Annotated in this window: 10 protein-coding genes and 1 rRNA gene; 8 read left to right on the top strand and 3 right to left on the bottom strand. The window is 67.4% G+C overall.

Annotated features, from left to right (window positions below; genetic code table 11):
• The first annotated feature begins 15 nt into the window (after positions 1-15).
• The 6 genes from rrf to ACJMKX_RS03140 all read left to right on the top strand — a co-directional run bounded on the left by rrf (position 16) and on the right by ACJMKX_RS03140 (position 6197).
• A 5S ribosomal RNA gene (gene rrf, locus ACJMKX_RS03165) occupies positions 16-131 on the top strand.
• Positions 132-313: 182 nt separating this feature from the next.
• The gene (locus ACJMKX_RS03160) at positions 314-1171 is read left to right on the top strand and encodes a class I SAM-dependent methyltransferase (protein WP_405220921.1); all 858 of its coding nucleotides are present in this window, start codon (positions 314-316) and stop codon (positions 1169-1171) included.
• A 284-nt stretch (positions 1172-1455) separates the two neighbouring features.
• Entirely contained in the window at positions 1456-2988 is a 1533-nt protein-coding gene (locus tag ACJMKX_RS03155) for a flavocytochrome c (RefSeq protein WP_405220918.1), read from the top strand.
• Complete coding sequence (locus ACJMKX_RS03150; RefSeq protein WP_405220916.1) at positions 2985-3395, top strand: cytochrome c3 family protein; 411 nt, start codon at positions 2985-2987, stop codon at positions 3393-3395. The genes ACJMKX_RS03155 and ACJMKX_RS03150 overlap by 4 nt, the downstream gene beginning before the upstream one ends.
• A 163-nt stretch (positions 3396-3558) precedes the next feature.
• Entirely contained in the window at positions 3559-4347 is a 789-nt protein-coding gene (locus tag ACJMKX_RS03145) for a VOC family protein (protein ID WP_405220913.1), read from the top strand.
• A complete protein-coding gene (locus tag ACJMKX_RS03140; protein WP_405220910.1) occupies positions 4344-6197 on the top strand; it encodes an amidohydrolase in 1854 nt (617 codons plus the stop codon). Before ACJMKX_RS03145 ends, ACJMKX_RS03140 begins: the two co-directional genes overlap by 4 nt.
• 98 nt (positions 6198-6295) lie before the next feature.
• Here ACJMKX_RS03140 and ACJMKX_RS03135 read toward each other — a convergent pair whose 3' ends face one another.
• The gene (locus ACJMKX_RS03135; RefSeq protein ID WP_405220907.1) at positions 6296-6955 is read right to left on the bottom strand and encodes an SDR family oxidoreductase; all 660 of its coding nucleotides are present in this window, start codon (positions 6953-6955) and stop codon (positions 6296-6298) included.
• A gap of 108 nt (positions 6956-7063) precedes the next feature.
• On the opposite strand from ACJMKX_RS03135, the gene ACJMKX_RS03130 reads away from it, so the two are divergent.
• Both ACJMKX_RS03130 and ACJMKX_RS03125 read left to right on the top strand, forming a co-directional pair.
• Positions 7064-8965 (top strand): TonB-dependent receptor domain-containing protein, encoded by a 1902-nt coding sequence (locus ACJMKX_RS03130; protein ID WP_405220904.1) that lies wholly within the window; start codon positions 7064-7066, stop codon positions 8963-8965.
• A gap of 10 nt (positions 8966-8975) precedes the next feature.
• Entirely contained in the window at positions 8976-10025 is a 1050-nt protein-coding gene (locus ACJMKX_RS03125) for a lysine-2,3-aminomutase-like protein (protein WP_405220901.1), read from the top strand.
• A gap of 6 nt (positions 10026-10031) precedes the next feature.
• Here ACJMKX_RS03125 and ACJMKX_RS03120 read toward each other — a convergent pair whose 3' ends face one another.
• Positions 10032-10967, bottom strand: a complete 936-nt coding sequence (locus ACJMKX_RS03120) for an alpha/beta hydrolase (RefSeq protein ID WP_405220899.1) — start codon at positions 10965-10967, stop codon at positions 10032-10034.
• Positions 10968-11072: 105 nt separating this feature from the next.
• Positions 11073-12278 (bottom strand): EAL domain-containing response regulator, encoded by a 1206-nt coding sequence (locus tag ACJMKX_RS03115; protein ID WP_405220896.1) that lies wholly within the window; start codon positions 12276-12278, stop codon positions 11073-11075.
• Positions 12279-12424: the final 146 nt, after the last annotated feature.

Below are 12424 nucleotides of genomic sequence, written 5' to 3'. Positions count from 1 at the left end.
ATTCCTACCGGTTTGCCTGGCGGCAATAGCGAGCGGGAACCACCTGATCCCATCCCGAACTCAGAAGTGAAAACGCCCAGCGCCGATGGTAGTGTGGGGTCTCCCCATGTGAGAGTAGGTCACCGCCAGGCTTCTAAACGAGAAGGCCGCCCCGGAATCCGGGGCGGCCTTTTTTTTGCGGATCCGGGAACCGAAAATTCCGTGGTGTCATGATCCGAATCCCGAATCGCGGCGGCTGACGCCGGATGGGCCTCTGCCTATAGTAGGCTACTGAGAAACGAAGGCGGAGGCCGCAAGATTGACACGAGATCGAATGAACAGCCGGGAACTCGGCCTGGTACTCACGGAGCAGTTGCTCGGCGCGGATGACCTCCACTACGGACTTTGGGGCGACGGGCTCGAGCCGTCGATGGCGAACCTGAAGGCGGCGCAGCAGCGCTACTCGGACATGCTGCTCGATGCCCTGCCGCCGCCCGACCCCGGGCCGGTGCGGGTCCTCGACGTCGGCTGCGGCACGGGTCATCTGATGGCACAGATGCGAGCCCGCGGCTATGTCGCAGACGGCGTGATCCCCTCGGAGCGCCTCGCGCGTCGCGTGCGGACACGCCTGGAGTCTGCGCCGGGCCAGCCGTCGCGCATCTTCGAGTGCGGGTTCGAGGAGCTGTCGAGCGACGACACTGCCGGCCGTGTGTACGACGTGGTGCTCTTCAGCGAGAGTTTCCAGTACATCGATCTCGATGCGGCGATCCGCGGTGTCGGCGAGCTCCTGAAGCCGGGCGGCCTGCTGGTGATCTGCGACTTCTTCAAGTCCGAGCACCACGGTGACGGCGGGCCGGGCGACCGCAGCTTCGGCGGCGGCCACGACTGGCGCCGGTTCCGTGAGCGTATGCGCACCGCTCCGTTCGCGTCGCTCCGCGACGAGGACATCACCACACGGGTGAGCCCGAACCTCGACCTGCTGAACGAGCTGCTGCAGATGCGGGTCGCTCCCGCCGCGGGCACGCTCGGCGAGTATCTGACCGGCAACTACCCGAAGACGAGCTGGCTCCTCGGGCGCATCTTCCGCAAGAAGCTGGCGAAGTTCCGCTACAAATACCTGGACGGGCACCGGAGTGCGGCGACCTTCGAGCGCTACAAGACCTACCGCCTGTTGACCTACCGCCCGAAGTAGGAGGGCCTTCAGGCCCGACCGGTGTCCGCGGTTTGCCAACCCGATTCTGCCGGACGCCAGGTCATCCTGCTGCCTGCACGACCCGCGGCCTCTGTCCCGCCAAACCCCTGGCCGCCGATGTCGACGACCACCGACAGCGGCCCTCTCCACCCGTAACTCTTGGTTTCAAGGCAAAATTCCTCGACCACGTCCCGTCCGCCCGAGGAAGTCCACGATTACGCGCCTTTAACTTTCGACATAACCTGTTCGCGAATCGAATCAGTGTCGGGACCGGAGGAGCCGCTATGGCAGAGGGAAAACCAACGAGTTCGCGTCGTAACTTCCTGAAGGGCGTCAGCGCCGCCGGCATCGCGAGCATGACCGTCCCGCTGATCGCGGGGTCTGCAAGAGCCGCTACGACCGAGTGGGACGAGTCGTATGACCTGGTGATCATCGGCTCCGGATTCGCCGGTCTCGCCGCGGCCATAGAGGCCCGCGAGAAGGGCCTGGAAGACGTGGTGATCTTCGAGAAGATGCCGTATTTCGGCGGTAACTCCGCGATCAACGGCGGCCTGTTTGCCGCGCCGGGTACGCCGCTGCAGCAGCAGGAGGGCGTCAAGGATTCCGTGGAGACCATGGTGGCGGATCAGCTTGCGGCCGGCCGCGGCGTGGCGCACGAGGCGCTACTGCGGCACATCGCCGAGAACGCGGCGTCGGCGCTGCAGATGTGCATGGACGCCGGTGCGGAGTTCCACCCGTACCTCCAGCAGTTGGGCGGACACAGTGTTCCCCGAACTTATCAGACTACCGTCAGCTGCGGCGCCGGCATCACTCGGCCGCTGCTCGACAAGTGCCGGGAACTCGGTGTGAGTCTGCGCAAGCGGTGCCGCTTCTCGAACTTCGTTCAGGACGACGACCGCAAGGTCGTCGGCGTCAAGCTGGATACCCGCTATTACTACGACCGCGATGTCAGCGAAGGCCGCATGATCAATGTCCGCGGCCGACACGGCGTGCTCATCGCGACGGGCGGCTACTCCCAGAACATCGAACTCCGCTCCGCCCAGGATCCGACCCTGACTGCCGAGGTGACTTCCACCAACGCCCCTGGCGCCACGGGCGAAGCGATGCTGGCGATGTTCCGGCTGGGTGCCATTCCCGTGCATCTCGCGTATATCCAGTCCGGGCCATGGGCCTCTCCCGACGAGGGTGGTTTCGGCTACGTGTCGAACTATTCGATCTACAACTTCCCGCACTCCATCGCCATCAATCGAGCGACTGGCCGGCGCTTCATGAACGAGATTGCGGATCGCAAGACGCGCGCGGACGCGGAGTTGGCGAACAGGGACGAGAACGGTGATCCGTTACCGCCGATTCTCATCACCAGCTATGCCGACGCGAAGGAACACCCCAGCGCCAAGAAGGTGCTCAAGTATGACGTGGGCTGGAAGTTCGATGATCTCGGCGCGCTGGCCGGCGAGTTCGGCGTGCCTCTGGAGCCCCTGCGTGAACAGATCGCGGAGTACAACCAGTACGTGCGTGATGGCGAGGATACCCAGTTCGGCAAGCCTATGGAGAAGATCGAAGGCAAGTTCATCGAGGCGCCGTTCATGGTCGTTCGACTCTGGCCCAAGGTTCATTACTGCCAGGGCGGGGTAGCGATCAATGTCGATGCGGAGGTGACCGACGCTGCGACCGGCGCCCCCATTCCGGGTCTCTACGCCGCCGGCGAGGTGGCGGGAGGTATCCATGGTGTCAGCCGGCTTGGCAGCTGTGCGATACCCGAGTGCATGGTGATGGGGATTACGGCAGCGCGCAGCGTTGCGAGGAGCATGTCATGAAACTGCCGAGCACTATCCTTACTGTCCGTAATGTGACTGCGACCTGCCTGGTAATGGCAGTGCTTGGCGCCGGAACATTCGCTTACGGCGAGCTCCAGGACTTCGATGGTATCGAGGGGCGCGAGTACCACGCGAGACTCTACGAGAAGGGCAGGTGCAGCGCCTGCCATGGGGTCGATCAGCCCGCCGGCTATCCGGAAGACGGCGCCTGTCTGAAGTGTCACGGTATGGAGGAGATCGTGGCGGCGACCGCACGTGAAACGGAAGAGGAGAGCGGGCAGAACCCTCACGACAGCCTGCACTACGGCCAGGATGTGCCTTGTGTCGAATGCCACGGTGAGCATTCGAGCAAGAAGCCGCTCTGCGCCGATTGCCACAACTTCGACTATCCGAACCACCAGGAGTAGGCGGAGTGGGACGATAACCGAGAGGTGGAAACAGGGGCGCGCGCCTGCGCTCGGATGACGGTCGCGATGTAGGCCGACGGTCTCGTGCTTGCCGCCGCTGCGGCTGGCGCATCCGCCGGTGCTGGTGCACACTTTCGAAATAGAGGCACAATCGGGGGGCACCATGGCACGGTTCGAAACCTACCCACCCGGCACCTTCAGCTGGGTCGACCTGATGGCGAAAGACGTCGCCAGGGCGAAGCGTTTCTACGGACAGCTGTTCGACTGGACGGCAGAGGAGCAGGATACCGGCGGCGGCCCGCCTTACGTCATGTTCAGGCATGACGGGGACGAAGTCGCCGGGCTCGGCCAGATGCCCGACGAGATGCAGCAGCAGGGCGTGCCCGGCGTTTGGTCGAGCTACGTCACCGTCGCGGACCTCGACGCGGTGGTCGGCCGCGTCGAGAAGCACGGCGGCAAGGTCGCCATGCCGCCCATCCAGGTATTCGACGCCGGCCACATGGCGGTGGTCACGGATCGGGAGGGCGCCGCGCTCAGCCTCTGGCGACCGCTCGCGCACAAGGGAGCCGCCAAATGCAACGAGCCCGGTTCTTTCTGCTGGAACGAACTCGCGGTCCGCGACATCGACGGCGCGCGGGAGTTCTACAAGGGCGTTTTCGGCTGGGACTACACACTGAATGACGACGCCCCCACGACCTACTACCTGATCTGCAACGGGAACCAGACCAACGGCGGCCTCCTGCAGATGAACGAGCAGTGGGGCGACATGCCTTCACATTGGAGCGTCTATTTCGCAGTAGACGACGTCGATGCCCGTGTCGCGAAGGTGAAGGAGCTCGGCGGTACGGTCCACGCCGAGCCGTTCGAGATCCCGGTCGGGCGTCTGACCGTCGTGCAGGACGATCAGGGCGCACACTTCTACATGCTGCGTATTATGGGAAATGAAGGATGACCAGATTCGCCGGGGCCGTCGCCCTCATCACGAGTATCCTCGCGTCCGGGGCGGTAGCCGCCGAGCCGGCAGACACGATCTATCACAACGGCACCATCATCACGATCGATGATGCGAAGCCTGCCGCAGAGGCCGTCGCCGTGCGTGACGGCCGCATCCTCGCGGTGGGCAGCGAGGCAGAGGTTCTGGAGACGGCGGGGGCGGACACCCGCCGGGTGGATCTCGCCGGCCGCACGATGCTGCCCGGGTTCGTGGACTCCCACGGCCACGGCTATATGATCGGGCTGCAGGCCTCCACGGCGAACCTGTTGCCGCCGCCCGATGGCCTGGGCAGCGACATCCCGGCGCTGCAGAAGCTGCTCACCGACTGGACGGAGCAGAATCCGACGGCCGTCGAGCGGGTCGGCTGGATCGCCGGCTTCGGCTATGACGACTCCCAGCTGGCCGAGCAGCGCCACCCCACCCGCCAGGAGCTGGACGCCGTTTCCACCGAATACCCCGTCCTCATCATCCACCAGTCCGGCCACCTCGGCGTCGCCAATACCAAGGCGCTGGAGATGGCGGGAATCACGGCTGCGACGAAGGATCCCGAAGGCGGCGTTTTCCGGCGGGAAGCCGAATCGAATCAGCCGAACGGCGTGATGGAAGAGTACGCGTTCTTCTATATGATCTCGCGGCTCGCCGCGCAGTTCGATGACGAGGTGAACGAGTTCCTCACCATCCAGGGTACGAAGCTCGCCGCGTCCTTCGGCTACACCACTGTCCAGGAAGGCCGTGCCATGCAGGATTCGCTGGACACCATGCGTCGCGTCGCCGAAAAGGGCGATCTCCTGGTGGACCTGGTGGCCTATCCGGACATCCTGGAGGTGGACGACATCAGGCCCTCCATGCAGTACGAGAACCGGTTCCGCGTCGGCGGCGCGAAGCTCACCATCGACGGCTCCCCCCAGGGCAAGACCGCTTTCCTGACGGAGCCGTATCACGTGGTGCCGGAAGGCCAGTCGGAGGAATACAGGGGCTATGGCGCCATCACGGGGGAGACTGCCGTCGAGGCCGTCGAGAAGGCGTTCGCGAACGGCTGGCAGATCCTCTGCCACGCCAACGGCGACGCGGCCATCGACCAGTTCATCACGGCGGTCCGCTCGGCGCGGGAGAAGTACCCGGAGGCCCGCAACCGGCCGGTGCTGATCCACGGCCAGACACTGCGGTTCGACCAGGTCGCGGAACTGGACGAGCTGGACATCTTCCCGTCGCTGTTCCCGATGCACACCTTCTACTGGGGCGACTGGCACCGGGAGTCGGTGCTCGGTCCCGAGCGTGCGGAGAACATCTCGCCGACCGGCTGGGTGCTGGACCGGGGCATGATGTTCGGCAGCCACCACGATGCGCCGGTGGCGCTGCCCAACTCCATGCGCGTCCTGTCTGCCACGGTGACGCGCCGGTCGAGGACCGGCGACATACTCGGTCCGATGCACCGGGTGCCGGTCGAGACTGCGCTGAAAGCGATGACGATCTGGCCCGCCTGGCAGCACTTCGAGGAGAGCCACAAGGGCAGCATCACGCCGGGTAAGCTGGCCGATTTCGTCATCCTCTCGGACAACCCGCTGACGGTGCCGGAGGATCGGATCGACGATCTCGTGGTACTGGCGACCATCAAGGAAGACGAGACCATCTACGAGCGCGCGGAGCAGGCCGCTTCCCGTGTCTCTCCCGCGCTGTTCGGCGTCACCCTGCACGACGAGCCGCACCAACAGCTGGTGCCCGGCAGGGACCACGTCCACGGCGACGGCTGCTTCAACCCGGGGCTGAACATGCTCTACCATGCCATCACGGGCGCCGCCCCGTACTGATAGAGAACCCCGTAGGAGGGCCTTCAGGCCCGATCACCCAGTAGGAGGGGCTTTAGCCCCGACAACGAATCGGGCCTGAAGGCCCTCCTACAGCCCTCCTACCAGGGGAGCTCTTCGCCCTCGGCGTGCCAGAAGCTGCCTGTGTTGTCCAGGTTCAGCTCGTCGATGCGCTGGATGAGGCCTGCGGCCGCCTTCTCGGGCGCGATACCGCGGCCGCCGGTCATTTCGGTGGCGACCATGCCCGGGTGCAGCAGTGCCACCGGGATGCCACGGGGCTTGAGGTCGTGGCTCAGGTTCTTGCCCACCATGTTCACGGCGGCCTTGGAGGTGCGGTAGGCATAGTTGTTGCCGGAGCCGTTGTCGCCGATGGAGCCCACGCGGCTCGAGACGATGGCCACTTTGGAGCCTCCCTGCAGGTTGTCCAGCAGCGCCCGGGTGACCCGCAGCGGTCCGAGGGTATTCACCTGGAACAGTTTCACCATGTCGTCGTACTGCACGGTGTCGATATCGTCGGGTCTGAGCATGCCGGCGTTGTTGATCAGCACGTCGATCTGGCGGCCTTCCAGCGCGTAGCGCAGCTGCTCCACGTTGTCGTCGCTGGCCACATCGATGTGCTCGATGATCTCGACGCCGAGCTGCTCCAGCTCCGGGCTCGGGCTGCGGCAGACGGCGATCACGTCGTCACCGCGCTCCTTGAGCTGACGGCAGAGTTCGAGTCCGATACCCCGGTTTGCACCGGTGATCAGGATACTGGCCATCCGGGTCTCCTTTGATCCGTTGTCACTGTGCCCGTCAGCCTAACATGCGCCGCCGCTTGCGCAGGAACGGGGGCTGTGATCCCCTGTCGCTTTCCTCCGGAAGCCGGAATGAGAGCCAGACTACGACCACTGACCGCTGCCTCCACGGCCCTGCTTTGCCTGCTGGCCGTTCCGCCGCCGGCGAGCGCGGCCGGGGACGAATCCGACGAGACCGGGGCCGCCGGTGACGCGGCCGACGTTGGCGGCGACGCCGGCGCCGCCACGGTGGAAACCATCCTGGTGACCGCCCGCCGGGTCGCCCTCGAGGCGCCGGCCAGCACCTTCGCCTCGCCCGTGACGGCGCTGCGCTACGACCCCCGCATCGACGTGCAGTCCCGGGGCCTCGCCGAGGGCCAGGCGGACGTCAGCGTGCGGGGCGGCCTGTTCGAGAACACCGGTTTCCGGCTCGGCGCGGTCAACCTGCTGGACCCGCAGACGGGACACTACTTCGCCGAGCTGCCGGCGCCGCCCGCCATGCTGACGGCGCCGGCGCTGTTGACCGGCGCGGATAACGCACTGGGCGGCTTCAATTCCACGGTGGCCACGGTCGGCTACCGGTTCGCACCCCTGGACCCGGGTTACGACGCCGGCGCCGGCCTCGGCACGGACGGACTGCGTTTCCTGAGCGCCCGCGCGGCGGTTCGGGCTGCCGACGACATCGGCGCCGAGTTCGCCGTGGCCACCTCCAGCGGCGACGGCAGCCGGGACAACGGCGATCACGATTTCGAGCGTTACGCCTTCCGCGCCCAGCGCGGCATTGCGGGTGGCCAGACGGATCTGCTGCTCGCCTACCAGGACAAGTTCTACGGCTGGCCCGGCGCCTACACGGGCTTTGCGAGCCTGCCGGAGACCGACCACACCCAGACCACGCTGGCCGTGCTGAATCATCGCCAGGAAACCGCGGGCACCGGCTGGTGGGAGGCGGGTGCCTGGTACCGCAACCTGGAAGACGACTACGACTTCGACCGGCGCACGGCGGAGTCCGGCGTGCCCGGCGCCTTCGACCACGAGACCCGCGCCGGCGGCATCGCGCTGCACGGCCGCCGGGACGGCGCGGCGGTGGACCTGCGCTATTCCCTGCAGGCCACCGCCGACGAACTGGTCAGTTCCACGGACCTGACGGAGGGGCCGTTCGCGAGCCGCAGCTATGCGAGCGCCGCGCTGATGCCGTCGATGACCCGGCCGGCGGGGGCCGGCGAGCTGGAGTTCGGGCTGGGTGCGCGGCTGGACTGGACCAACCGGGAGGGCAGCGAACTCCTGCCGAGCGCCTTCGTCGCCTGGCGGCAGCAGGCCGCAGCGGCCGAGCGCACCTGGCGGCTGTCCTGGGCAGAGACCTCCCAGGTGCCGGGCTACACGGCCCTGGCCTCGCCCCCCGACGGGCTGTTCGGCGGCAATCCCGCGCTGGGACGCGAGACCGCCCGCACGCTGGAGCTGGGCTATACCCACGTCGCGGAGAGCTGGCGCGCCGAGGCCACCGTGTTTCGCCGCGACGACGACGGCCTCGTCGACTGGACCTTCCTCTCCGGCGCACCCTTCGTCCGCCAGGCGAATCCGGTGGACGTGGAGGTGCTCGGCGCTGAACTCTATCTCGCCTGCGCGTGGTCCCGCCTGACGCTGCGCGCCGGCTACGCCTGGCTGGACAAGGACGCGGATTACGGCACCGCGGCGGTGGACGCGAGTTACTACGCGCTGAACTACGCCCGCCAGCGGCTGACCGTGGCGCTGGAGTACGACTTCGCCGCGGCCTGGCGGCTGGCGATGGACACCGAGCTCCGGCGCCAGGCGGACAACCCGCTGCGCACCGGCTCGGACGATGCTTTCGCCGCGTCCCTGGCGCTGTTCTGGCGGCCGCTGGCGCGGCTCGATCTCAGCCTGGTGGCCGACAACGTCACCAACAGCGACTTCCGCGAGTTCCCCGGCACGCCGGCACCCCGGCGTCAGGTGAGCCTGCAGGCCCGCTACTCCTGGTAGGCGCGCGGCCGTGACGAGACTCACCAGTGCCGACGATCTCGCGCGGGCCGGTCTCGTGCCCGCCGAGGCATTGCCCGGCCTGCGGGCCGTGGCCGAGCGCTATGCCGTCGCCGTCACCCCTGCCGTCGCGCGACGCATCGCCGCCGGCTCGGAGGGCGTGGCGCTGCAGTTCCTGCCGTCCCCCGACGAGCTGACCGCGCTCGACGGGGAGCTGGCCGACCCCATCGGCGACGGCGCCCACAGTCCGGTGCAAGGCATCGTGCACCGTTACCCGGATCGCCTGCTGCTGCAGCCGACCACCACGTGCCCGGTCTATTGCCGCTACTGCTTCCGCCGCGAGACCGTCGGTCAGGCGGACGCCGGCCTGCTCGGCCGTGAGGAACTGACGGCCGCGCTGGGCTACATCCGCACGCAGCCCCGGCTATGGGAAGTCATCCTGAGCGGCGGCGACCCGCTCATCCTCTCGCCGCGACGCCTGGGACAGATCGTCGACGGGCTGGCGACGGCGGAGCACGTGCGCATCCTGCGCGTGCACAGCCGGGTGCCGGTGGCCGCGCCGGAACGCATCACGCCGGAGCTGGTGGACGTGCTGCGGGCGGCGCGGCAGACGGTCTGGCTGGTGCTGCACGTGAATCATCCGGACGAGCTGGACGAGGCGGCGCTCGCGGCCTGCGCCCGGCTCGCCGACGCCGGCATACCGCTGATGAGCCAGTCGGTGCTGCTGCGCGGCGTAAACGACGACGCGGATACCCTGGAGCGGCTGTTCCGCCGGCTGGTGGAGCACCGGGTGCGGCCCTACTACCTGCATCACTGCGACCTGGCGCCGGGCACGGCGCGATTCCGTACCGGCATCGAGGCCGGCCGTGCGCTGATGCAGGAACTCAGGGGCCGGGTGTCCGGGCTGTGCCAGCCGGCCTACGTGCTGGATATCCCCGGCGGTGCCGGCAAGTCGCCGCTGGGCCCGTCCTGGGCCGAGCGCGACGAGGCCACGTCGGAGTGGCAGGTGCGGGACTACCGCGGCGGCGTCCACCGTTATCCGGCAGACCCGCCGGAGGGGTGATACCCCTTACCGCTTCGCTTGCCAGGGCGAGCGCAGCCAGGCCAGAAGATCGGCGGTGACCTCGTCCCGATTGGTCTCGTTGAACATCTCGTGACGCCCGTCCGGATAGAGCCGCAGGGTCGTGCCGGCGAGCCCTGCCTCCCGGTAGGCATCGTGGAGCCGGGTGAGGCCCTTCGCGCCGCCCACCGGGTCCTTCTCGCCGCCCAGGATGTAGACGGGCAGGCTGGCAGGCAGCTGGCGCAGGGCCGGGACGGAGGAGATCTCCATCAGGCCGCCGGTGAGATCGCGCCAGAGCTGGTTGGTGGACTGTCCGCCGCAGAGCGGGTCGGTCACGTAGGCATCCACTTCGGCCTCGTCCCGTGACAGCCAGTCGAAGTCGGTGCGTGCCGGCCGGAACTCCTTGTTGAACGCGCCGAAGCTGAGCTTGTCCAGCAGCCGGCTGCGGCCGGTGGAGCCCTGGCGCAGCTTCTCGATGGCGGCGACGATGCGGAAGATCCGCAGCTGGAGGCGGGAGGCGAAGGTGGAGCCGGACAGCACCAGTGCGTCCATGCTCACCGGATGGCGCAGCGCGTAGCTCTGCGCGACGTAGGAACCCATGCTGTGGCCGAGCAGGATCAGGCGGCCGTCGGGCCTGAGCGCCTTCGCCTCCTGGCGTGTCCGCTCGACGTCTTGCACCACCTTGTCCCAGCCGGCCTGATCGGCGAAGTGGCCGGGGATGCCGCGCTGGGCGGTGCGTCCGTGGCCGCGCTGGTCGTGGGCGAGGACGAGATAGCCGGCGTCGGTCAGGCTCGCGGCCAGACGCCGGTAGCGTCCGGCATGCTCCCCGAGCCCGTGGATGATCTGCACGGCGTCGCCGTTGCTCTTGTCCTCGTCCGGGTGCCAGACGTAGAGATGGAGGTCAGGCCCGCCCGTCCCCGAAAGCGTCCTTGCTTCTTCCTTCACGGTTTCCCCTCATTGTCCCCAGGCGATGTATTCCACCACAGTCCGGCGCCGGTTGCAGCGCTGCGGGGATCAGGGGCCGGGATTGTGGGTCGGGAGGTCTGCCGGTCAGGCAGCCAGGCTCTCGCCGTTCCAGCGGTGATAGAACTCCTGCATTTCGCCGGAGGACAGGGCGCGCGAGATGAGATGGCCCTGCAGCCGGTTGCAGCCGAGGTCTTTCAGGAACTGCAGCAGGTCTTCCCGGTCGATGCCCTCGGCGCAGACGGTGATGCCGAGCGTCTGGCCCAGCTGCACCAGCGCCCGCAGGATGGTCTCGGACTCCGGCCGACCGGGCACGTCTTCCATCAGCGAGCGGTCCAGCTTCACTTCGTTGAAGGGCATGCGGGTGAGCTGGGTGAAAGAGGAATAACCGGTGCCGAAGTCGTCCAGCGAGAGGCGGAAGCCCTTCAGCCGCAGGCGCGTCATGATGTCGATCATCATGCGCGGCTCTTCCAGCGGCGCGATCTCGGTGAACTCCAGCGTGAGGTAGCGGGGGTCCAGTTCATACTCCCGCAGCAGGAGTTCGAGGCGGTCCGGCACCTCGAGGTCGGCGAGCAGGCCTACGTTGAAGTTCACGGCGACGCCGATCTGCACACCGCTCTGGTGCCAGACCCGCGCCTGTTCCACGGAACGCTGCAGCACGAAGTCGGTGATATGGGTGGCGAGGCCTGCATGCTCGGCGATCTGCATGAACTCGCTGGGGTAGACGATCTCCTGGCGCTGGGGGTGCTTCCACCGTACCAGGGCCTCCACGGAGGCGATGCGCCAGCTGCCGTCCGCCTTGTGCTGGGCGATCGGCAGGTAGTGGGCGGTGAACTCGCCGGCCGCGAGGCCGTCGCGGATGGCGTCTGCGGTAATCGGTTCGGTGGCCCCGCGGGCGTTCCTGAGTGTCTCGCGGAACGGCTCGGGCTCGAACGGCTTCTGTATGGAGGCCAGCATGGTCAGCCCGCTGGCGGCTCCCACCCGCTCGGCGGCGGAGAGCGTGCGCATCTCGGCGCCGCTCATCAGCACGACCCCGGCGCGGGACTCCTGCTCCGCCAGGAAGCGCATGAGCTCCACACCGTCGCCGCCGCGGATGCTGAGGTCCAGCACGATCACGGTGGGGTCCACCTCGGCGTACAGGCGCCGGAACTCGTCCGCGGAGGCGCAGGCCGCCACGGCGAAGCCGACTTCTTCGGCCACGGCGGTCACGACGGCGCAGATCTGGTCCTCATCGTCGACGATCAGTAACCGGTTGGGCGGCCGGTTGGGCTGTTGCTTGCCTGTTGGCTCCATCGTCCCTGTCTCTTGCCTGTCCCCTGCCTATCTCTCAGGCCGGCGGTGCGGCCGAGCTTTGCCATAATCCGGCGGGGCTACCGATGGGATTATGGACACACACCGGTCGGCCGGACCGGACCGATGTCGCATTTTCGGGGATTCTC

The sequence above is a fragment of the Lentisalinibacter sediminis genome (assembly GCF_040706615.1).
GTDB lineage: Bacteria > Pseudomonadota > Gammaproteobacteria > Steroidobacterales > Woeseiaceae > Lentisalinibacter > Lentisalinibacter sediminis.
Note: the sequence above shows the minus strand (reverse complement) of the source record. Positions and strands in the feature narration are given on the sequence as shown.

Excerpts from the sequence above, each read along its gene's own strand:
- ACJMKX_RS03145 (WP_405220913.1), top strand. The coding sequence starts at position 3,559 with ATGGCACGGTTCGAAACCTACCCACCCGGCACCTTCAGCTGGGTCGAC.
- ACJMKX_RS03160 (WP_405220921.1), top strand. The coding sequence starts at position 314 with ATGAACAGCCGGGAACTCGGCCTGGTACTCACGGAGCAGTTGCTCGGC.
- ACJMKX_RS03115 (WP_405220896.1), bottom strand. The coding sequence starts at position 12,278 with ATGGAGCCAACAGGCAAGCAACAGCCCAACCGGCCGCCCAACCGGTTA.
- ACJMKX_RS03150 (WP_405220916.1), top strand. The coding sequence starts at position 2,985 with ATGAAACTGCCGAGCACTATCCTTACTGTCCGTAATGTGACTGCGACC.
- ACJMKX_RS03130 (WP_405220904.1), top strand. The coding sequence starts at position 7,064 with ATGAGAGCCAGACTACGACCACTGACCGCTGCCTCCACGGCCCTGCTT.
- ACJMKX_RS03135 (WP_405220907.1), bottom strand. The coding sequence starts at position 6,955 with ATGGCCAGTATCCTGATCACCGGTGCAAACCGGGGTATCGGACTCGAA.
- ACJMKX_RS03140 (WP_405220910.1), top strand. The coding sequence starts at position 4,344 with ATGACCAGATTCGCCGGGGCCGTCGCCCTCATCACGAGTATCCTCGCG.
- ACJMKX_RS03155 (WP_405220918.1), top strand. The coding sequence starts at position 1,456 with ATGGCAGAGGGAAAACCAACGAGTTCGCGTCGTAACTTCCTGAAGGGC.